This window comes from Actinomadura monticuli (assembly GCF_041463655.1).
GTDB classification, from domain to species: Bacteria; Actinomycetota; Actinomycetes; order Streptosporangiales; family Streptosporangiaceae; genus Spirillospora; species Spirillospora monticuli.
On record NZ_JAXCEI010000002.1, the window covers coordinates 273,486 to 293,432 of the forward strand.

Consider the following 19,947-nt stretch of genomic DNA (forward strand, 5'->3'; position numbering starts at 1 on the left):
GACGGTGTATGCGCCCACATAGGGGACCCTCGTGTAGTTGTGCCACGCCGCGTGCCGGCCCTGGTAGACGGCGTGCTCCCACATGTTCACGCCTTTCGGGCGGGCGCCATTCCGGGCGGCTACTCGGGCGGGGTCAGGAAATCCTGGAGTTCGCGGTGCCGGAACTGGTAGGTCGCCCCGCTGACGCGCAGCAGCCGGGCCTCGCAGGCCCAGTCGAGGAAGACCCAGAGCCGCAGCGGCAGCAGGCCGCGCGCCGCGGCGGCGGCCAGGCCGATCATGGCGCGGGCCCAGGCGATCGCGCCGAAGGAGAGGCCGAACGCCACGCCGCCGACCAGCGCGCACGCCAGCGACCCGGCGATGCCCCGGTTCATGGCGAACACCAGGAAGGCCGCGACGCCCCCGGTGAGGCCGAAGGCCGTGCCGATGGCGGGGTTGCGGTGCAGGGCCTCGCGCGGGTGGGTCAGCTCCGCGTCCTTGCTCCAGCCGCCCGCGGTGATCCGGAAGCCGATGCCGAGCGTGACGGCCAGCGCGAACGCGCCCGCGACGCCCAGCGCCAGGTGCAGCGGGCCGGCGTGAGCGAGCCGCAGCGGCGGCAGCCCGGTGAGCGCGCCGCAGAGGCCGAAGCCCAGCAGCGCGACCGGTCCGGCGCGCACCGCCTCGGACACGGTCAGGTGCTCGGCCCCCCGCCGTCCGGCGGCGGTCAGCCCGACGACCGCGCCGAGCACCGCGCCGCCGGCCGCCCCCGCGGCGACGGCGTAGCCGGGGCCGAACACCCGTCCCCCGGTCAGCCAGAGGCCGGTCAGCCCGCCGGCGACGCCGATCGGAAGGCCCGCCAGGACGCCGAGCAGGCAGCCGGCCAGGCGCCGCCCGCGCGGAACGCTGCCCCGCCCGCCGGCGGCGGCCGGCCACGGCGACAGCGACAGGCCGGTGGCGATGGCCACCCAGCCCGCCATCAGCGCCAGCGTCAGCGCCTCGCCGGGGTCGAGCCCGTCGCCGAGGTCGCCCGCGCCGTCGACCGCCGACCCCGTCCAGAACGCCAGCATGGCGACGACCGCGAGGACCAGGCCGGCCAGGCAGTGCAGCGCCCGGACCCGGCGCAGGCCGCCGATCGGCCACAGCAGGTGCGGGACGATGTCGCTCGAGGTCAGGCCGGGCGGCCCCCCGTCCGCGGCGGCGGCCTGCCGGCGCAGGTGCGCGGCCAGGTGGACGAGCCAGGTCCGCACCTGTTCCGGCTCGTACGGGGTGCCGTGGGCGGCGCGCGGCGTGAGCCGGGTCGCCGCCGGGACGTACATGGAGAGCAGCCTGCGGGCGATCCGGTCCGCCGCCTCGCGCGGGTCGGCGCCGGCGCCGGCGCCGGTGTCCGCTTCCAGCAGCTCGTCCGGACGGGCGCCCGACTCCGTCGCGGTCGCGATCAGCAGCAGCCGCCACGGCGTGGCCAGCGCCATCCGCACGGCGGTCCCCGACGGGCCGGACAGCGCCGCGCCGATGCCGTCCCGGTGCGCGGCGCACGGATGGCCGTCCGGCCAGCGGGCCCGCAGGTACGCGGCGATCTCCCCGGCGGTCAGGTCGTGCAGGTGGACGCGGACGGCGTCCTCCAGGCCGATCCGGGCCTCGAACAGCTCGGCGTGGCGGTCGGCCCGGCACGTCACCACGACCGGGCCGGGCCTCCGTCCGGACAGGTCGCTGTAGCGGTTGAGCTCGGTCAGCAGCCCGATCGCGCGGCGCGGCGGGCCCGTGGACGGCTCCGGGTCCAGCTCGTCCAGCCCGTCCATCACCGGCAGCACGCGGCGCTCCCGCACCAGGCGCAGCGCGTCCCCGGCGGCGAGCCCGTACTCCCGCCGGAGCTGCTCGGCCAGCCACGGCTCGAACGGGCTGCCGAGCGTCCAGCGGGCCGCGTTCAGCCGCACCGGCACCATCGCCGGCTCGTCAGGGCGCCCGTCGCCGGTCAGGAACGGTTCGAGCAGTTGCAGCACCAGTTCGATGGCGAGGACCGTCTTGCCCGCGCCCGACTCCCCCACGACCAGCAGCCGCCGCGAGCGGAGGCCGGCGAAGAACCCGCCGATCGAGCGAAGGCCGCCCATGACCTCGCCGCCGGCGCCGGCGTCCGTCCCGAAGGACACCGGCGCGATGCTGTAGCCGCCGAGCATCCCCTTGCGCGCTCGGTCCTCCTCCCGCACCACCCGGCGTGCCAGCAGCTCGACGGCCGGGTCCCGGCCGGGGCGCTCGGCGGAGCCGCCGGAGACGTCCTCGGCCGCGCTCCGCGTCGCGGCCGGAGCGGGCGCGTCCGCCGCGTCCACCGCGTCCACCGCGTCCACCGTGTTCGCCGCGTCAAGCGCGTCCGCCGTGTTCGCCGCGTCAAGCGCGTCCGCCGCCGCGGGTTCCGGGGCGTCGGTCAGGGCCGTCCGGGCCGCCCGCCAGCGTTCCAGTTCGAGGGGGATCGACTCGGCCGGGTAGTCGCAGTAGCGGAGGCAGGCGGTGACGAAGGCCCTGACGAAGTCCCAGCGCGGCAGCTTGCCCGGCTGCCGCAGGACGTGCGAGACCGTGCTCTTCGGCAGCGCGTCGATCGTCGCCCCGTCCGCGGTCGCCGTCCGGCCGCCGAGGGTCCGGAGCCTGCTCAGGGACGGCTCCCCGGCCCACCGCCTGAGCCGGACCAGCGCCCCCACGAACTCCGCCGTGCTCGCGGCCCCGGCGGGGTCGGGCGGACCGCGGTCGCCACCGGTCATCCGTCCGTCCCCACCAGCGCCCACGCGAACGCCGCCCGGCCGCGCCGCGGCCACCGGCCGTCCGTGCAGGTGCCCTCCAGCGTCTGGACGTGCCGCGCCTCCATCAGGTAGTTGCGCGCCTCGTCGGCCTCGACCAGTTCCCGGCCGACCGCGATGGGGACGAAACCGTGCCGCGGGATGTACACCCAGCGCCCGCGGTCCCAGTCATAGGGGTCGAACCAGTGGTGGCGCACCGTGCCCGACACCGTCACCTCCCGGCCGTCCCGGGTCAGGACGAACGAACCCTGCGAGCGCAGCAGGCTCATCCTGCTGACATAGAACAGCTCCGTGCCGATGAACGCGTTGATCCGCGCGTCCCAGTGGTCGTTCAGCCAGGTGGAGGCTCCGTCGTCCAGCGCGGCGGCGGCCCGCGCGAGCTGCCGTTCGAACCGGCGCCGGTTCTTGCGCTCGGCGCGCCGGATCGCCCGGAACGAGCGCAGCCAGCGCCGCGACAGCGTGCGGGACGCCCCGGCGCCGTCCATGAAGTGGTCCAGGAAGTCGGCGGCGACCGGGTGCACGGTGCGGCTCTCGGTGACGATCGAGCGGAACAGCGCGGCCAGTTCCGCCGCCGGACGGCCCGTCCGGCGCCGGAAACCTCGCAGGAACATGCTCGGGCTCCCCGTCGAAGGTCGGTGTCACGGACACGTCCGCCGGTAATCCTCCTGCGGCACGTAGTTCTCCCATTCGTCGCGGGTGAGGGGGCGGCCGGCGTTGGCGCACGCCGCCGCCACCGGGTCGGCGGGCGTGCGGGCGTCCCACAGCCGCGCGGTCCCGTCGCCGGCCACCGTGGCGACGACCGTCCCGGCCCGGCCGAACGCGATCGCCGTCACGCCGCGGGTGTGACCCGCCATCGGCTCGCCGAGCCGCCGGTGGGCGCGCAGGTCCCACAGCCGCACCTCGTCGTCGGTGGAGCCGGTCGCGATGACCCTGCCGTCCGGGCTGAACGCGAGCGCGCTGATCGCGTCCGTCCCGATGACGAGGGCGAGGCCGACGGGGCGGCGGCGCGCCACGTCCCACAGCCGGACGGTGGAGTCGGCGGCGGTGAGGGCGAGGGTCCGGCCGTCCGGGCTGAACGCCAGGTCGTTGACGAACCCGCCGGCGGCCTTGAACGGCAGGACGCCGGTCTGGCGGCGCGAGGCGACGTCGAACAGCCGCACCTGATCGTCGAAGCCGGCGGTCGCCAGCGTTGCGCCGTCCGGGCTGAACGCCATCGCCGTGACGATGTCGGTGTGCCCCGGAACGCGGATGCGCGGCCCGCTCTCGCGGCGGCGCGCGACGTCCCAGAACGCGATCGCCCTGTCGTCGTGGACGGCGACGAACCTGCCGTCGGCGCTGAGCTCCGCCACGCCGCCGAGCGTCCCGTCGTGCGCGATCACCCGGCCGGCGGCGACGTCCCACAGCCGCAGGCCGTCCGCGCCGGACGTGAGGAGCGTCCGCCCGTCCGGGAGGAAGGCGGTCATCGCGACCGGGCGGTGCGCGCCCGGCGGGACCAGCGGCGGGCCGGACGGCCGCTGCGTGGCGACGTCCCACAGCCGGATCGCGGGATTCTTCGCGCCGGCCGCGCCGGCGGCCAGCGTGCGTCCGTCCGGGCTCAGCGCGACCGTGGCCTGGGCGGGCATCGGGGTCCCGATCTGCAGGTGCGTCCGCGGGTCGGCCAGCCGTACGACGCCGTCCGCGCCGGCGGCCGCGAGCAGCTTCCCGTCGGGGCTGAACGCGACGTGGTCGACGGAGCCGACGTTGTCGGCGAGCGCGAGCACCTGCCGCCGGCCGGCCGTGTCCCACAGGACGGTGCGGCCGCTGCTCCCGCCGGTGGCGATCCGCGTGCCGTCCGGGCTGAACGCGATCGAGTCGAATCCGGCCCGGCGGTCCTTGAGCACGCCCTTCTGCTCGCGCGTCGCGATGTCCCACAGCCGGGCGGTCCTGTCCCAGCTCACGGTCGCGAGGGTGGCGCCGTCCGGGCTGACGGCGACGTCGATGACCGGCGCGGTGTGCCCTTCGAACGGGGCGCCGAGCCGGCGGGCCGCGACGGTGTCCCAGAGTTGCGCGGTCTCGTCCTCGCTCCCGGTGACGAGCGTCCTGCCGTCCCGGCCGTACACCAGCGAGTGGATCATGGTCGAGCGCTCGGGGCCGTCGTCGGCGCGGCCCATGGGCGGCCCGTGCGGGCGGTGCGCGACCGCGTCCCACTGCCGGACGAGACCGCTGAACTCCCCGGTCGCGAGGGTCTTCCCGTCCGGGTTGTACGCCAGCGCCGACACGACCGAGTCGAGTTCCAGGGGCGGGCCCACCTCGCGGCGGGTGGCCACGTCCCAGAACCGGACGGTGCTGAGGCACGCCGTCGCCAGCGTCCGGCCGTCGGGCGCGAAGGCCATGCCCTTGACGGACGACGCGCCCGAGCAGTCGCCGTCCGGCTGCGCGATCGGGGCGCCGAGCTGCCGCCGGGACGCCGCGTCCCACAGCCGCACGGCGCCGTCGTGGCCGCCCGTCGCGAGGACCGGGCCGCCGGGGCTGAACGCCAGTGCCGTGACGCCGCCGGCGTGCCCGGCCAGGGTGCCCCGGCCGTGCCGGGTGGCCGCGGCCAGCAGGCGGTTGCGCGCCTCGTCGGTGGGCGCGATCCGCCACGCCGCCACGGCCAGCATCGAGGCCAGCGGCCCGTCGCCGGTGGCCTCGCTCTGCGCCGCGAGCTGGCGCGACACCGCGACGTGGCGCTGCCGGTCCGCGTCGCCCGCCGCGTGGACGGCGAGCCCGGCCGCGACGAGGGCGACCGCCGACAGCGTCGCGAGCCCGGCCTGGACGAGGCGCCGGCGGCGGCCCGCCTGCCGCGCCGCCCGCGCCGACGCCGCGAGGAAGCCCGTCGCGGTGGGGCCGGGCGGCGGGAAGCTGTCGGGGTCGCGGTCCCAGCGGGGGCGGACGTCGTCGACGGCCAGCAGCCGGGCGCCCCGGTACAGGAAGGCGGCGTCGCGGTGGTGCTCGTCCCACTCCGCGGCGTCCTCGACGAGCTGGTCGTACACCGACTGCGCGGTCAGGTCGGGTTCGAGCCACTGCCGGAGCGCCGGCCAGGCCGTCAGGAGCGCGTCATGGGCGATCTCGACGGCGTCCTCGTGCAGGGTGAGCAGGCGCCGGTCGGCGAACGAGGACAGCAGCGCCTCGACGCGGTCCCGGTCCTGCGCCGTGCGCGCCGACGCCGCGGCGTGGGCCTCGGCCAGCGTGATCCTGCGGCGCGCCATCCGCCCGCCCGCGGTGATGACCGTCATCCGGCGCAGGAGCTTGAGCACGGTCTTGCGGTCGCCGGCGGGCAGGCGCTCCAGGATCTCGTCGGCCGTGCGGCGCACCGAGTCCTGGACGCGGCCGGACTCCTCGTACCCCCGGACGGTCAGCCGGCCGTCCTCGCGCCTCTCCCAGGTGTTGCGGAGCGCGTGCGAGAGCAGCGGCAGGGCGCCGGCCTCGTAGCGGTCGCCGCCGGCGGGCCGGTCCGCGCGCAGGTCGGCCAGGATGGTCTCGACCAGGGCGGCCTCGATCTCCAGGCCCGCCGCGTCCGCGGGGCCGGTGATGGCGAGCCGGAGGTCCGGCTCCGTCATGGGCTCGACGATGACCTGGCCGTCCTGGATGGCCTCGGCGAACTGGGGGTAGGCGGCGCAGCGGTCCCAGTAGTCGGCCCGCACGCCGACGACGACGCCCGCGCCCCCGGGGCGTCCGGCCAGCGCGTGCAGCGCCCGCACGAACGCCTGGCGCTCCCGCTCGTCGCCCACCAGCGTGAACAGTTCCTCGAACTGGTCGACCACCAGGACGAAGCGGCCGGACGCGAGCGTTCCGGCCAGTTCCCGAGGATCGTCCCGCAGCCGCCGCTCGACCGTTTCAGCGCTTCCGCCGAATGATTCCGCCCATTTCTCGGCGAGTGCCCGCAGCGGGGCCGATGTCGGGCTGAGAAGCAGGCGCGGCCAATGCCGCGATCCGGTGACCGGAAGCTTTCCCCGCGCCAGCGCCGGCATCAGCCCCGCCCGTAAGAGCGACGACTTCCCGACGCCCGAGGCGCCCGAGACCAGGAGGACGGACCCCCGCTCGGCCAGGCGCGGCGCGAGGCGTTCCAGCAGGTTCGCCGTCGCCGACGCCCGCCCGAAGAACAGGTCGGCCTTCTCGGCCTCGAAGGGGGCAAGGCCCTGGTAGGGGCATATGTCGGCGGGCCGCGGGCCGCTCGGGTCCGCCGGCTCCGGGACGTCCGCCGGGGCCACCGCCCAGCGGCCGCCGTCGTCCCCTTCACCCATGGACTTCATTGTGGCGAAGTGCGGCGGTCTTGATCAAGATTTTGCGGAACGTGCTAAAGACTCGGCGTTCTCCTCGCCAGCAGATCGGCGTGAATACGGCGGAGTGTCGGATTGGGGTCCGCGCCGATCTCGTCGGCGATCCGGACGCGGACCGCCTCGTACCGCGCCAGCGCGTCGGCCTGCCGGCCCGAGCGGCACAGGACGATCAGCAGCCGCGCCCACAATGACTCGCGCAATGGATACCGCGCGGTCAGCGCGCTCAGTTCCACGACCAGCTCGCCATGGCGGCCGGCGGAGATGTCCAGGTCGACGCGCCGCTCCAGCGCCGCCAGGTAGCTTTCGACCAGCCAGGGCGTCTCCGACTCCACCAGCGGGCCGGACGGCACGCCCTCAAGCGGCCTGCCGCGCCACAGGGCGAGCGCCTCCGCCAGCCGCGCCCGCTCCTGCGCGGCGTCCGACGCCGCGGAGGCGGCTCTCAGCAATCTGCCGAACCGCAGGGCGTCGACGTGTTCGGGATCGGCCCGCAGCACGTAGCCGGCGGGCCTCGAACCGATCGAGTCCGCACCGAGCGCGCTCCGCAGCCGGGCGATGTACGTCTGCACGCTGCGCCGGGCGTTGCCCGGCAGTTCCTCGGCCGCCCACACGGCCGTCGCCAGCCGCTCCACCGACACGGCCTGCCCGGACGACAGCGCCAGCATCGCCAGCAGGGCCCGCAGCCTGCCCGCCGTCAACGAGACCGGACGTTCGTCCAGCGACACGGCGAGCGGCCCCAGCAGCCCCACGGAGAGCACCGCCCTCCGCCGGCCGCCCAGATCCTCGCCGACCCCCGATTCACCGCTACGCGTGATCACATCTACCCCGAGATCCTGACCGGCCGGTACCCCGCGCACCGGCTCTCGCCGAAGAGATCAGCACGTACATCGAAAGTGCGTTCCACCCGTCCGAACAAGCGCTCAGACGGATGTGAACGGAATCGGACGCCCGGCTCGCCTCACGTGGAGGGCGACCCGCCCCCCGCTTGGCGGACTATCGCGGTCAGGCTCGCCTCGATGCCCGCGACGGCCTTGCCCGTGTCCTCGTGCGCGGTTCTCAGTTCGTGGCGTTCCGCGATCCAGGCGGGGTCGTTGTAGGTGAGCCAAGCCCTGCCGTCCTCGTCCTCCCAGACGAGGACCTTCGTGGGAAGGTCGATGCCGGTGCTCTGCCGGTCCTGCATGAGATGGGTACCGACCCGGGGGTTGCCGAACATCACCAGGACGGTCGGCGGGAGCCGCATCCCGACCTTGGCCGCCTCGGCCGCGTGGTCCACCCGCGCGAAGATCCCGAAACCCGCCTCGCTGATCGCCGACTCGAGCCGGTCGACCGTCTCGCCGGCGGGTCGATCACTGGCGACGGTGCGCAGCCCTGCGCGTTCCTCCATTGTCCGCCCCTACCCCGATGTGGACGACGTATGGCGAGGAAGACCGCGATCTGCACGTAAGTTAGCCTTACCTTATATTCGGACGGTGCATCCTTCTGAAATCCGTACGGTGCGGACCGAGGCCGAACTCCGGGAGATCGTCCAGGAGCCGCCGCAGGGCATCTGGGACAAGGACATCGGCCGCATCGACGAGCACGCGCGCACGCTCATCGCGCACTCGCCGTTCCTGCTGCTGGCGACCTCCGCCCCGGACGGGACGTGCGACGTCTCCCCCAAGGGCGACCCCGCCGGGTCGGTGCTCGTCCTGGACGAGCACCGGCTGGCGATCGCCGACCGACCGGGCAACCGCCGGGTCGACAGCTTCCGCAACGTGCTGCGCAACCCGCACGTGGGGCTGCTGTTCCTCGTGCCGGGGATGAACGAGACGCTGCGGGTCAACGGCCGGGCGACGCTCGTGTCGGACGCCCCGTTCTTCGACGACCTGGCCGTCCGGGGGAAGCGGCCGCCGCTGGCGCTCCTCGTCGAGGTCGAGGAGCTGTACATGCACTGCGCGAAGGCGTTCCTGCGCTCGTCGCTGTGGGAGCCCGAGACGTGGCCCGACCGCGGGACGCTGCCCACGCTCGGGCGGATCATCAAGGACCAGATGGGCATCACGGGCGTCTCCGCCGAGGAAATCGACAAAGACCTAGACCGAGACGCCACAACCAACCGCTACTGACCCGGACGCGGGGCGGCCGGGAACGGCAGGCCGCTCCGCCGCCGCGCCCTACGAGCCCAAGATGCCAACGCGTGATCGCCTTCCGGTAAGTGCTGCCGGCCACCTTGGGAACCGGTAAAAATGCCGTTTGGCCGTGGGCGGTCAGACGCGGACGGGCAGGGAGCGCAGGCCGCGGACGATGGAGCCGGTGCGGTGGTGGCTCAGGTCCTCGGGCGGGACGGCCAGAGACAGGTCGGGGAAGCGGTCGAGCAGGCCGCCGATGGCGATCTGGCCTTCCAGGCGGGCCAGGGGCGCGCCCAGGCAGAAGTGCAGGCCGTGGCCGAAGGCGACGTGGCGTTTGGGCGCCCGGGTCACGTCGAGGCGGTCGGGGGTCTCGAAGGCGGCCGGGTCGCGGTCGGCGGCGCCGAGGGAGACGTGCACCCAGGAGCCCTGGGGGACGGGGGTTCCGGCGATCTCCAGGTCCTCCAGGGCGATGCGCTGGGTCGCGCGTTCCACCGGTCCGTCGTAGCGCAGCAGTTCCTCGATCGCGGACGGCAGCAGGTCGGGGCGCGTGCGGAGGAGGGCGAGCTGGTCGGGCGCCCGGAGGAGGGCGAGGACGCCGTTGCCGATGAGGTTGACCGTGGTCTCGTGCCCGGCGATGAGGAGGAGGGCGATGGCGGCGAGCAGTTCGGCCTCGGTCAGGGCGGAGTCGCCGTCGCGGGCGGTGATCAGGGCGCTGATCAGGTCGTCGGCGGGTGCGGCGCGGCGTTCGGCGATGACCTCGATGAGGTAGGCGTTGAACTCGCGGGCGGCCTGGCGGCGGGCGGCGCGGGCCTCGGCGGTCAGGGCGGGCACGGTCAGCACGGCCGTCCACTCGCGGAACCGGGCCCGGTCGGACGCCGGGACGCCGAGCAGCTCGCAGATGACCTGGATCGGCAGCGGGACGGCGAGGTCCTCGATCAGGTCGGCCTCGCCGCGCGCCGCGATCCCGTCCAGGAGGGTGTCGGCGATCTCCTGGACGCGGGGGCGCAGCCTCTCGACCCGGCGGGCGGTGAACGCCTTGGCCATCAGGCCGCGCAGCCGCGTGTGGTCGGGCGGGTCCATGGCGAGCATCGTGCCGCCGAAGAACTGCTCGCCGTTCACCGGAAGGGCGCTGTGCGCGACGTCCTTGGACAGGCGCGGGTCGTTCAGCGCCGCGCGGCCGTGCTCGTGGTCGACCACGAGGAAGGCGGTGGCGCCGCGCGGGAAGTCGATCGGGTGGACGGGCCCGGACGCGCGCAGCTCCGCGTAGGCGGCGTACGGGTCCTCGCTGAAGTCCCGGCTGAACAGCAGTTCCAGCGGCAGCATCACTTCACCCGCCCGACGCCGGCGAGGAAGCCGGGCGGGGCCATGTCGGACTGGAGCGGCTCGGCGTCCGGCCGCCAGTCGGCCACCTGGACGAGGCCGGGCCCGACCAGCTCGGTGCCCTCGAAGAACGCCATGACCTCGTCGACGCCGCGCGGGATGAGGTCGCCCGCGCCCGTCCTGCCGTAGGCGGACCGGACCTGGTCCTCGACGTCGCGGGTGATCGCGCCCCGGTAGCCGTGCGTGATGGCCAGGTAGCTGCCGGGGGCGAGGGAGGCGCGCAGCCTCGCGACGATCGCGGCGGGGCCGGCCTCGTCCGGGACGAAGTGCAGGATGGCCAGCAGCAGGAGGCCGACCGGCTGGGCGAAGTCGATGCGGGCCTTGACCTCGGGGTGGCCGACGATGCCCTCCGGCTCCCGTAAGTCGGCCTGGACGACCGTGGTCAGCGGGTTGTCGGCCAGCAGCGCGCGGGCGTGCGTGAGGACGATCGGGTCGTTGTCGACGTAGACGACGCGGGAGTCGGGGGCGGCGCGCTGGGCCACCTCGTGCACGTTCTCCTGCGTCGGGAGCCCGGAGCCGATGTCGATGAACTGCCGGACGCCGTGCCCGGCCATCATCGTCACGGCGCGCGACAGCAGCCGGCGGTTGGCGCGGGTGAACTCCAGCACGTTCGGCATCGCCGCGACGACCTGGTCGGCGGCCGCGCGGTCGGCGGCGTAGTTGTCCTTGCCGCCGAGGTAGTAGTCGTACATCCGCGCCACACTGGGGATCTCGGGATCGATCACCCACTCCGGATGATTCTCACCGCTCACGGACGGACCTCCCAACCGGGTACCGATCGGACGATTGTAGGGGCGAACCCGGCGGGATTTTCGATCAACGGCATGGCCCGTCCGGAACCTGGTGCCGGGCGGTGGAAGGATGAGCGGCATGGGACAAGTCACGGCCACCGCGGAGACGACGCTCAAGGCGACACCGGACCAGGTGCTCGCGGCCCTCGGCGACTACACGGGGGTGCGCTCCCGCATGCTGACCGAGCACTTCAGCGAGTACGAGGTGCGGGAGGGCGGTCAGGGCGAGGGCACGGTGGTGCACTGGAAGCTGGCGGCCACCAGCAAGCGGGTGCGCGACTGCCTGTTCTCCGTGAGCGTTCCCGGCGGCGACCGGCTGGTGGAGCGGGACGCCAACTCGTCCATGGTCACCACCTGGACGGTCTCCCCCGCCGCCGACGGCGCGCGCGTCCAGGTCACCACGACCTGGGACGGAGCGAGCGGCATCGGGGGGTTCTTCGAGCGGACCTTCGCCCCGAAGGGGCTGCGGAGCATCTACGAGGCGCAGCTGGCCAAGCTGAGCACCGAACTCGGCGCATGACCAGCACGCCCCCGGACCTCTCCGACGAGCCGGTGCCCGCCGGGGGCTACCGGCGGCGCACCGCCCGCATCCTGCTGGTGGACGACGCCGACCGCGTTCTGCTGTTCCGCTGGCCGAGGGTCGCCGGAGAGCCCGCGGCGGGCCACTGCTGGATCACTCCGGGCGGGGGCGTCGAGCGGGGCGAGACGCTGCGCGCGGCGGCGGCCCGCGAACTGCGCGAGGAGACCGGCCTGATCGTCTCCCCCGGCGACCTCGGCCCGCAGGTCGCCCTGACGTCCGGCCACGCCGACCTCGGCTGGGCCGAGGGACTGTTCCGAGACGACTTCTTCCTCCACCGCACGGCCGCCGGCGAGATCGACACCGCGGGGTTCACGCCCATCGAGCGCGAGCACGTCGGCGCCCACCGGTGGTGGACGCTCGGCGAGCTGGCGCACGCCGAGGAGCCGGTCTATCCGCTCATGCTCGCGGAACTGCTCACCGACCTCCTCGCCGGACGCGCGCCCGCCGAGCCCGTCCGCCTCCCCTGGCACCACTGACGGGGGCCGTCAGAGGTCGTTGCCGGCGTAGGATAGGTTGAAGCTCTTGTTCACCAGGGGAAAGTCGGGGACGATCGCGCCGGTGAGGGCCACCGGGAGGGCCGGCCAGTTGACGAAGGACGGGTCCACGATCTTGGCGCGGGCCAGCGTCCCGTCCGGGGCGAGTTCGACGCGGTGGACGACGGCGCCGCGCCAGCCCTCGACGATGCCGGTGCCGGACGCCCGTCCGGTCCGGGCGGTCGGCGGCCAGGCGGAGACCAGGCCCGGGTTCATCGCATAGGTCAGGTCGCGGACGATCTCGATGGACGCGGCGATCTCGCGGGCGCGGATCTGGAAGCGGGCCAGCACGTCGCCGGTCGTCGCGGTGGGGACGGCCAGGGCCGGGCGCAGGTCGGTGAAGGGGTGGTCGCGGCGGGCGTCGGCGTCCAGCCCGCTGGCCCGCGCGACCGGCCCGAGGACGCCGAGGTCGCGGGCGGCGTCGGCGGAGAGGGGCGCGGTTCCGGTGAAGCGGTCTGCGACGACGGTGTGCCCGAGGGCCAGGTCGACGAGTTCGGCGACGTCGGCTCCGATGGCCTTGAAGGCGGCCGGGTCGGGCAGGGTGCGCAGCACGGCGCCGCCGAGCAGGACGCCGCCGCGCAGCAGCCGGTGGCCGGTGACGTCGGCGTTGAGCCGCAGGAGCTGCTCGCGGATGCGGCCGAACTGGGCGTTCAGGACGGAGTGGCCGACGTCGTTGCAGAGCGCGCCGAGGTCGGTGACGTGGTTGTAGAGCCGTTCGAGTTCGAGGAGGACGGCCCGCATGCGCTGGGCGCCGGGCGACACGACGCACCCGGCGGCGTCCTCCACGGCGAGGCAGTAGGCCAGGGTGTGGCCGACGGTCGTGTCGCCGCTGACGCGTTCGGCGAGGGGCAGCGCGTCGGCCGGCGCGCGTCCCTGGAACAGCTTCTCCAGGCCCTTGTGGACGAACCAGAGCCGCGCCTTCAGCTTGAGGATGCTCTCCCCGACGACCGAGAACCGGAAGTGCCCCGGTTCGATCATGCCCGCGTGCACCGGGCCGACCGGGATCTCGTACACGCCCGGCCCCTCGACCTGGACGAACGGGTAGGGGCCCTCGGGGTCGCCGAAGGGGGGCGGCGGCCCGGCGTCGGCGCGCATCGGGTACCAGCCGCGCGGCCAGTGGTGGTGCCGGACGAGCCGGCGCGGCAGCGGATGATCGGCCGGGACGATCCCGTACAGGTCGTGCATCTCCCGTTCGAACCGCCCGGCGGGGAAGCTGAGCGCGGCGAGGCTCGGCACGGCCGGGTCGTCCCGGTCGAGGCGGACGTGCAGTTCGGCGCGGCGGTCCGGGCGGCCCGCGGTGAACAGGTAGACGACGCGGAGGCCGTCCGGGTCGTCGTGGGCGGCGGCCAGGGCGAGGCGGTGCCCGTCGTCCAGCAGCGCCGCGGCGTGCTCGGGCAGGCGGGCGGCGTCGACGTCGCGGACGGTCGTGGTCATCAGTGCGCTCCGAGGACGGCGGCGGCGTCGATGAGAAGGTCGTGCAGGGGGCCGAGGCCGACGCCGAGCGCGGCGCACCCCGCGAGCCCGAGCAGCAGCGCGGCGGACGCGCCGAGCGGCGGCCGGGACGGGAACGTCGCGGCCCCGGGCCCGGTGTGCGGGCCGCCGAGCAGCATCCGGGCCGTCCCGGCGGCGAGGGCGGCGGTGACGACCAGCAGCAGGGCGAGCGCGGCGGCGACGGCCCAGCCGAGGCCGGCGGCGAACCCGGCGCGGAACAGGGCGAGTTCGCTGGCGAACAGGCTGAACGGCGGGAAGCCGAGCAGCGCGAGCACGGCGGCGCCGAACGCGCCGCCGACCACCGGCGAGCGCGCCGCGAGGCCCCGCACGGCGCTGATCCGGCTCGTGCCGACGGCCTGGTGGACGTGCCCGGACGCGAGGAACGCGACCGACTTGGCGAGCCCGTGCCCGAGCACGTGCAGCAGCACGGCGGCCATGGCGACCCGCGTCCCGATCGCGGCGCCGAGCGCGAGCAGGCCCATGTGCTCGATGCTGGAGTAGGCGAGCATCCGCTTGTAGTCGCGCTGGGCGAGCAGCAGGGCCGCCGCGAGCGCCAGCGACGCCAGCGCGACGGTGAGCAGCAGCGCCCTGGTGAACCCGGTGCCGAGCGCCGCGTCCGCGATCACCTTGACCCGCAGCACGGCGTAGAACGCGACCGACAGCAGGACGCCGGACATGAGCGCCGACACCGGGGCGGGGGCCTGGCCGTGCGCGTCCGGCAGCCAGGCGTGCAGGGGCGCGAGTCCCGCCTTGGCGCCGAACCCGAGGACGAGCAGCGCGACGGCGATGCGGGTGACGTCGGGGTCGAGGCTCCCGGCGTGGGCGGCGAGCTCCGTCCAGTCCAGGGACCCGGACGACGGGACGCGGGCGTGCTGCGCGGCGAAGTGCAGCAGCGTGACGCCGAGGAACGCCAGCGCGATCCCGGCGGAGCAGATCACGACGTACTTCCAGGCGGCCTCGATGGCGTTGCGGGTGCGGCGGTGCCCGACGAGGAACGCGGTCAGGATCGTGGTCGCCTCGATCGCGACCCACAGCGTGCCGAGGCTCGCGGCGAGGACGGCGAGCGCCATCGCGGCGACGAACGCCTGGGTGAGGACCCCGTACCGGCGCGCGTCGCGGGCGGTGGCGCGCCCGGCGGCCTCCTCGGCGGCCAGGTGGGCGGGGCTCGCGAGCATGGCGAGCAGCGCCACCGCGCCGATCACGATGAGCATGAACGCGCTGAGCGCGTCGGCGCGCAGCAGGCCGCCGAGCCCGGTGCGCACGCCCCCGGCGGCGGCCAGCGCGACGCCCGCCGCGAGCACCGCCGCGGCGGACGCGGCGCCGAGCCAGGACGTCCCGCGCCGCCGGCCGAGCGCGGCGTGGCCGGCGGCCGCCAGCAGCGGCGCCCCGATCGGGGCGATCAGCAGCAGGGTCATCAGTCGCGCAACTCCCGCAGGTCGTCCAGGTCGGTGTCGCCGAACGCGGCGCGCATCCGCGCGGTCAGCACCTGGAGCACCAGGACCGCGAGCAGCACGTCGAGGGAGACGCCGAGTTCCACGATGAGCGGCACCCCGGAGGTGGTGAGGAACGCCACGGCGGTGATGCCGTTGTCCATGAGCAGGAACCCGACGATCTGGGACAGCGCGCGCCGCCGCGTCACGAGGACGAACAGGCCGATCAGCACGACGGTCAGCGCGATCGGGACGGCGTGGGTCGCGGGCGCCGGGTCCAGCCGGACGACGGGGCGGGTGACCGCGTAGGAGAGCAGGCCGAGCAGCGCCGCGACGGTGAGCGAGGCCGCCACGTTGACCAGGGGCCGCGTCTCCCGGCTCGTCCCGCCCCCGGCCATGGCGCGGCGCAGCAGCCACGGCAGGACGACCGCGCGTAGCATCCCGATCCCGGCGGCCAGCGCGACGACCTCGGCGTCCCCCTCGTGGACGCCGAGGACGGCGATGAGTAGCGCCAGCGCCGCGCCCTGCAGCGCGAACAGCCGCACGATCGCGGCGAGGTCGCGGCGCCACAGCACCAGCACGCCGGCGAGCAGGAACGCGCCGCACGCGACGTCTAGCAGTTGGACGTAGGCGGTGTGGTTCACGGCGCCACCAGGAAGAAGGACGAGGCGACGGCGAACAGCGCCAGCACGAACGAGCCGGCGAGCAGTTCCGGCACCCGGAACATGCGGAGCTTGGCCATGAAGACCTCCGCGGCGGCGAGCGCGGCGCCGGCGACCGCGACCTTGGCCGCGGCGGCGGCGACTCCGGCGGGCAGCGCCGCGAGGGAGTCCCCGGCGATGCCCCAGGGGACGAACAGGCTGGACAGCAGGCCGAGCAGGACCGTGAGCCGCATCGCCGACGCCCACTCGACCAGCGCGAGGTCGGGCCCCGCGTACTCCAGCACCATCGCCTCGTGGATCATCGTGAGTTCGAGGTGGGTGGACGGGTTGTCCACCGGCATGCGTCCCGCCTCGGCGATGACGACGACCACGAGCGCGACGAGGGCCAGCAGGCTCGCGGGGAACACGGCCCGCTGCGGGTCGTCGAGGGTGGCGGTGACGATCGCGCCGAGGTTCGTGGAGCCGGCCCGCACCGACAGCGCGAACGTCGACAGCAGGATGGTGGGCTCCACCAGCGCCAGCACGACCATCTCGCGGCTGGCGCCCATGCCGCCGAACGCGGTGCCGGTGTCGAGCCCGGCGAGCGCGAGCGCGACCGTGCCGAGCGCGAGCAGCGCGGTCACGGCGAACAGGTCGGCGGCGCCGTCCAGCGGGGACGCCGTCGTGACGATCGGGACCACGGCGGCCGCCACGAGCGTCGTGCCCGCGAGCACGAGCGGCGCCGCCCGGAACAGCGGGCCCGTCCCGTGCGGGGTGATCGGCTCCTTGCGCATGAGCTTGCGCAGGTCGCGCCAGGGTTGCAGGACGCCGGCGCCGGCCCGTCCCTCCGCCCTGGCGCGGATCTGGCGCATCAGCCCGACGAGCAGCGGCGCGCCGGCCGCCACGAGGACGACCTGCAGGACCGTCCCGATGATCCCGCTCACCGGACCACCGCCAGGGCGATCAGCAGGCCGGTGACGGCGTAGAAGCCGTAGCCGACATAGCGGTGCACGCTGCCGTTGGCCAGGCCGCGCGCCGCCTCGCCCACCCGTCCGGCGGCCGTGAGGACGGGACGGTACAGCCGGTGCTCGACGCGGTCGCCGACCCGCGTCCGGTACGTCACGCTGTCCACGAGGTAGGCCGACTCCTTCAGCGGGGTGACGTCGAGGTCGGTCTCGGGGGCGAGCACGTCATCGAAGACCCGTTGCAGCGGTTCGGCGAACGAGGTGGCGGTGTACTCCATGCGCGCGGTCATCAGGCCGGCGCCGCAGTCCCACAGCCGGGCCCGGCGGCGGGACGCCCGGCGGGTCGCGGTCGCGCGCACCAGCGCGAGCAGCCCGATCGCGGCGACCAGCAGGAACACGGCGATGAGCAGCGGCGACACGGTCCCGGCCGAGCCGGCGAGGTGGAGGGTCACCGGGCCCGTCACGGCGTCCGGCCCCGGCACGGCGACGGCCACGGACCGCGCCACCGACGGCAGGACGAGCCCGGGCGACAGCGCCAGGACGACGCAGGACACGGCGGCCGCGGCCATCCCGGCGAGCATCGCCGCCGGCGCCTCGCGCGCCCGTTCCGCCGCCGGGCCGCGCGCCCGCGCCAGGAAGCCGACGCCGAACGCCTTCACGAACGTCGCGATCGCGAGGCCCGCCGACAGCGCCACCACGGCCACGGCGAGCGGCATCGTGACCGCCGTCGCCGTCCCGCCCGACGGGAGGGCGTGGACGAGGCTCTGCAGCAGCAGCCACTCGCTGACGAAGGCGTTGCCGAGCGGGAGCGCCGACGCCATCAGCGCACCGGTCCCGAACAGCGCCGTGGTGACCGGCATCCGCGTCCGCAGGCCGCCGAGGGCGTCCAGGTCGCGGGTGCCGGTGGCGTGCAGGACCGATCCCGCCGCCAGGAACAGCAGCGTCTTGAACCCCGCGTGGTTGACGACGTGCAGCAGCGCGGCGGTCAGCGCCAGCGCGGCCAGCGCGCGCTCGCCGGACGAGGCGAACAGCCCGGACGCACCGGTCCCGATGAGCACCAGGCCCATGTTCTCGCAGGTCGAATAGGCCAGCAGCCGCTTCAGGTCGCCGGCCACCGCCGCCTGGAGGATGCCGTAGAGGGCGGACGCGCCGCCCATCGCGAGGACGACCAGCCACCACCAGGCCGGCCCGCCGCCCAGCAGGTCGAAGCCGACCCGGACGATCCCGTACACGCCGAGGTTCACCATGGCCGCGCTCATCAGCGCCGACACGTGGCTCGGCGCCTCCGGGTGGGCGCGCGGCAGCCACACGTGCAGCGGAGCGATCCCGGCCTTGGACGCGAACCCGATGAACACCGCCAGGAAGACGGCGCCGCGCCCGGCCTCCGGAAGCCCGTCCGCCGCCGCGCGGAGCCGCTCGAACGACTCGCCGTGCGCCGCCGCCGCGAACCCGGCCAGCCCGGCGAGGATGACGACCAGCCCGAGATGCGTCATGACCGCGTACCAGAGCCCGGCCGCCCGCACCTCGTCGCGGCGCCGGTGCTCGGCCACGACCAGCAGCAGCGACGCCACCGCCATCAGCTCCCACGCCAGCAGGAACGTGCTCACGCTCGCCGCCGCCGGGACGAGCGCCATCGCCGCCAGGAAGACGGGCGCCATCGCCTGCGGGACGCGTCCGTCCAGGCCGCCGTGCCGGGTGTAGCCGATCCCGTAACCGGCGGCGCACACCGCGACCGCCCCGGTGACGGCGAGGAAGAGGCCGCCGAGCGGGTCCAGGGCCAGCCGGATGCCGGCGAGCGGCAGCAGGCCGGGCAGGTGGACGCTCCATTCACCGCCCCCGATCGCCGCCGCCCCCGCGACGACGGCGGCCGCTCCCCCGGCCGCCGTGAGCGCCCCGGCCACGGCCCGCCGCGGCCCGCGCGGCAGGACGAGCGCCGCGACCGCGGCGGCGAGGTTCAGGACGAGGACGGCCGTGAACGCGATCGGCGTCATCGCCCGGTCAGTCCGCGCAGCGCCGCCACGACCGCCTCCGGCGCGGGCGGGCATCCCGGGACCTCGACGTCCACCGGGACCACGTCCCCGACCGCGCCCGCGACCCCGTACGCGTCCGCGAACACGCCGCAGTTCCGGGCGCAGTCGCCCAGCGCGATGACGACCTTGGGCTCGGGGACGGCCTCATGCGTGCGGCGGAGCGCCATCTCCATGTTGCGCGTGACCGGCCCCGTGACAAGGAGCGCGTCGGCGTGCCGGGGCGAGGCGACCTGCCGGACGCCGTACCGCTCCACGTCGTACACGGGCCCGAACGCCGAGGCGATCTCCACCTCGCAGCCGTTGCAGGAGCCCGCGTCCACGTGCCGGATCTGGAGCGATCCGCGGAGGTCGCGGGCGCGCTCCGGGAGCGCCGGCTCGGGCGCTCCCGGAGCGTCCTCCGCGACGCGGCCGGTCTTGCGGATCTTGCGGAACAGATCTCTCACGCGGGTCCCCGAAGCTTGATATCGACATGCGCAATTGCAGATTTTAGCAACTCATAAGGGGTGCAAGAGCCGCATACCCGACGCGGGCGGTCAGCCGCCGCCGCGCGTCCGCCCGGACGCGCGCATCTCGTCCAGCAGCTCCGCCTGCCCGGACAGCACCCCGGTCAGGATCTCCCGCGCCACCACCAGCAGCTCCGCCACACGCGGGCTCGTCAGCGAGTAGATGACCGTCGCGCCTTCTTTGCGCGAGACGACGAGGCCGGCCCGGCGCAGCACCGCCAGCTGCTGCGACAGATGCGCCGGCTCGATCCCCACCTCCGGCAGCATCTCGGCCACCGCGTGGTCGCGCTCGCTCAGCAGCTCCAGCACCCGGATCCGCGCCGGATGGCCCAGCGTCTTGAAGAACTCCGCCTTCAACTGGTACAGAGGCGCGCTCACCGCACCCACCCACTGGCCATCCGCGGCACCATCCTCCCGGTACCCATCACCGGAGTAGCAACATTC

17 protein-coding genes are annotated in these 19,947 nt (G+C 74.9%); 3 read left to right on the top strand and 14 right to left on the bottom strand.

The window, feature by feature from the left end; all coding sequences use genetic code 11:
• Nucleotides 1-119: 119 nt before the first annotated feature.
• The 5 genes from SM611_RS04795 to SM611_RS04815 all read right to left on the bottom strand — a co-directional run bounded on the left by SM611_RS04795 (nucleotide 120) and on the right by SM611_RS04815 (nucleotide 8,438).
• Nucleotides 120-2,723: an NACHT domain-containing protein gene (locus tag SM611_RS04795; protein WP_371947578.1), complete on the bottom strand. Its 2,604-nt coding sequence runs from the start codon at nucleotides 2,721-2,723 to the stop codon at nucleotides 120-122.
• Nucleotides 2,720-3,370, bottom strand: coding sequence for a hypothetical protein (locus SM611_RS04800; protein WP_371947579.1), 651 nt, complete (start codon nucleotides 3,368-3,370; stop codon nucleotides 2,720-2,722). The genes SM611_RS04795 and SM611_RS04800 overlap by 4 nt, the downstream gene beginning before the upstream one ends.
• Nucleotides 3,371-3,397: 27 nt before the next feature.
• On the bottom strand, nucleotides 3,398-7,021 hold the full coding sequence (locus SM611_RS04805; RefSeq protein ID WP_371947580.1) for an nSTAND1 domain-containing NTPase: 3,624 nt from the start codon (nucleotides 7,019-7,021) through the stop codon (nucleotides 3,398-3,400).
• Between the two features lie 53 nt (nucleotides 7,022-7,074).
• Nucleotides 7,075-7,872, bottom strand: a complete 798-nt coding sequence (locus SM611_RS04810) for an AfsR/SARP family transcriptional regulator (protein WP_371947581.1) — start codon at nucleotides 7,870-7,872, stop codon at nucleotides 7,075-7,077.
• 140 nt (nucleotides 7,873-8,012) lie between these two features.
• Nucleotides 8,013-8,438, bottom strand: a complete 426-nt coding sequence (locus SM611_RS04815; protein ID WP_371947582.1) for a DUF302 domain-containing protein — start codon at nucleotides 8,436-8,438, stop codon at nucleotides 8,013-8,015.
• Nucleotides 8,439-8,523: 85 nt separating this feature from the next.
• Between SM611_RS04815 and SM611_RS04820 the strand changes: the two genes are divergently transcribed.
• Nucleotides 8,524-9,156 carry a pyridoxamine 5'-phosphate oxidase family protein gene (locus SM611_RS04820; RefSeq protein ID WP_371947583.1) on the top strand — a complete coding sequence of 211 codons (633 nt, stop codon included), beginning with the start codon at nucleotides 8,524-8,526 and terminating at the stop codon, nucleotides 9,154-9,156.
• A 141-nt stretch (nucleotides 9,157-9,297) separates the two neighbouring features.
• On the opposite strand, the gene SM611_RS04825 is transcribed toward SM611_RS04820, so the two are convergent.
• Nucleotides 9,298-10,482, bottom strand: coding sequence for a cytochrome P450 family protein (locus SM611_RS04825; protein ID WP_371947584.1), 1,185 nt, complete (start codon nucleotides 10,480-10,482; stop codon nucleotides 9,298-9,300).
• Nucleotides 10,482-11,291: an SAM-dependent methyltransferase gene (locus SM611_RS04830; RefSeq protein WP_371947585.1), complete on the bottom strand. Its 810-nt coding sequence runs from the start codon at nucleotides 11,289-11,291 to the stop codon at nucleotides 10,482-10,484. The genes SM611_RS04825 and SM611_RS04830 overlap by 1 nt, the downstream gene beginning before the upstream one ends.
• Before the next feature lie 118 nt (nucleotides 11,292-11,409).
• Between SM611_RS04830 and SM611_RS04835 the strand changes: the two genes are divergently transcribed.
• Both SM611_RS04835 and SM611_RS04840 read left to right on the top strand, forming a co-directional pair.
• Nucleotides 11,410-11,850, top strand: coding sequence for an SRPBCC family protein (locus SM611_RS04835; RefSeq protein WP_371947586.1), 441 nt, complete (start codon nucleotides 11,410-11,412; stop codon nucleotides 11,848-11,850).
• On the top strand, nucleotides 11,847-12,386 hold the full coding sequence (locus SM611_RS04840) for an NUDIX hydrolase (protein WP_371947587.1): 540 nt from the start codon (nucleotides 11,847-11,849) through the stop codon (nucleotides 12,384-12,386). Before SM611_RS04835 ends, SM611_RS04840 begins: the two co-directional genes overlap by 4 nt.
• Before the next feature lie 9 nt (nucleotides 12,387-12,395).
• Here the strand turns inward: SM611_RS04840 and SM611_RS04845 are convergent, their stop codons facing one another.
• The 7 genes from SM611_RS04845 to SM611_RS04875 all read right to left on the bottom strand — a co-directional run bounded on the left by SM611_RS04845 (nucleotide 12,396) and on the right by SM611_RS04875 (nucleotide 19,881).
• Nucleotides 12,396-13,877, bottom strand: coding sequence for a hydrogenase large subunit (locus tag SM611_RS04845; RefSeq protein WP_371947588.1), 1,482 nt, complete (start codon nucleotides 13,875-13,877; stop codon nucleotides 12,396-12,398).
• The gene (locus SM611_RS04850) at nucleotides 13,877-15,349 is read right to left on the bottom strand and encodes a proton-conducting transporter transmembrane domain-containing protein (protein ID WP_371947589.1); all 1,473 of its coding nucleotides are present in this window, start codon (nucleotides 15,347-15,349) and stop codon (nucleotides 13,877-13,879) included. Before SM611_RS04850 ends, SM611_RS04845 begins: the two co-directional genes overlap by 1 nt.
• Nucleotides 15,349-16,008 carry a hypothetical protein gene (locus tag SM611_RS04855; protein ID WP_371947590.1) on the bottom strand — a complete coding sequence of 220 codons (660 nt, stop codon included), beginning with the start codon at nucleotides 16,006-16,008 and terminating at the stop codon, nucleotides 15,349-15,351. Before SM611_RS04855 ends, SM611_RS04850 begins: the two co-directional genes overlap by 1 nt.
• A complete protein-coding gene (locus tag SM611_RS04860; protein ID WP_371947591.1) occupies nucleotides 16,005-16,949 on the bottom strand; it encodes a respiratory chain complex I subunit 1 family protein in 945 nt (314 codons plus the stop codon). The genes SM611_RS04855 and SM611_RS04860 overlap by 4 nt, the downstream gene beginning before the upstream one ends.
• Nucleotides 16,946-18,961: a proton-conducting transporter transmembrane domain-containing protein gene (locus SM611_RS04865; RefSeq protein ID WP_371947592.1), complete on the bottom strand. Its 2,016-nt coding sequence runs from the start codon at nucleotides 18,959-18,961 to the stop codon at nucleotides 16,946-16,948. The genes SM611_RS04860 and SM611_RS04865 overlap by 4 nt, the downstream gene beginning before the upstream one ends.
• Nucleotides 18,958-19,443, bottom strand: coding sequence for an NADH-quinone oxidoreductase subunit B family protein (locus tag SM611_RS04870; protein ID WP_371947593.1), 486 nt, complete (start codon nucleotides 19,441-19,443; stop codon nucleotides 18,958-18,960). Before SM611_RS04870 ends, SM611_RS04865 begins: the two co-directional genes overlap by 4 nt.
• Before the next feature lie 90 nt (nucleotides 19,444-19,533).
• Nucleotides 19,534-19,881: an ArsR/SmtB family transcription factor gene (locus SM611_RS04875; RefSeq protein ID WP_371947594.1), complete on the bottom strand. Its 348-nt coding sequence runs from the start codon at nucleotides 19,879-19,881 to the stop codon at nucleotides 19,534-19,536.
• Between the last annotated feature and the right edge of the window lie 66 nt (nucleotides 19,882-19,947).

What these genes read in the sequence shown, in the direction of transcription:
- SM611_RS04795 (WP_371947578.1), bottom strand. Translation starts at nt 2,723, where the DNA reads ATGACCGGTGGCGACCGCGGTCCGCCCGACCCCGCCGGGGCCGCGAGC.
- SM611_RS04800 (WP_371947579.1), bottom strand. Translation starts at nt 3,370, where the DNA reads ATGTTCCTGCGAGGTTTCCGGCGCCGGACGGGCCGTCCGGCGGCGGAA.
- SM611_RS04805 (WP_371947580.1), bottom strand. Translation starts at nt 7,021, where the DNA reads ATGGGTGAAGGGGACGACGGCGGCCGCTGGGCGGTGGCCCCGGCGGAC.
- SM611_RS04815 (WP_371947582.1), bottom strand. Translation starts at nt 8,438, where the DNA reads ATGGAGGAACGCGCAGGGCTGCGCACCGTCGCCAGTGATCGACCCGCC.
- SM611_RS04825 (WP_371947584.1), bottom strand. Translation starts at nt 10,482, where the DNA reads ATGCTGCCGCTGGAACTGCTGTTCAGCCGGGACTTCAGCGAGGACCCG.
- SM611_RS04835 (WP_371947586.1), top strand. Translation starts at nt 11,410, where the DNA reads ATGGGACAAGTCACGGCCACCGCGGAGACGACGCTCAAGGCGACACCG.
- SM611_RS04840 (WP_371947587.1), top strand. Translation starts at nt 11,847, where the DNA reads ATGACCAGCACGCCCCCGGACCTCTCCGACGAGCCGGTGCCCGCCGGG.
- SM611_RS04845 (WP_371947588.1), bottom strand. Translation starts at nt 13,877, where the DNA reads ATGACCACGACCGTCCGCGACGTCGACGCCGCCCGCCTGCCCGAGCAC.
- SM611_RS04850 (WP_371947589.1), bottom strand. Translation starts at nt 15,349, where the DNA reads ATGACCCTGCTGCTGATCGCCCCGATCGGGGCGCCGCTGCTGGCGGCC.
- SM611_RS04865 (WP_371947592.1), bottom strand. Translation starts at nt 18,961, where the DNA reads ATGACGCCGATCGCGTTCACGGCCGTCCTCGTCCTGAACCTCGCCGCC.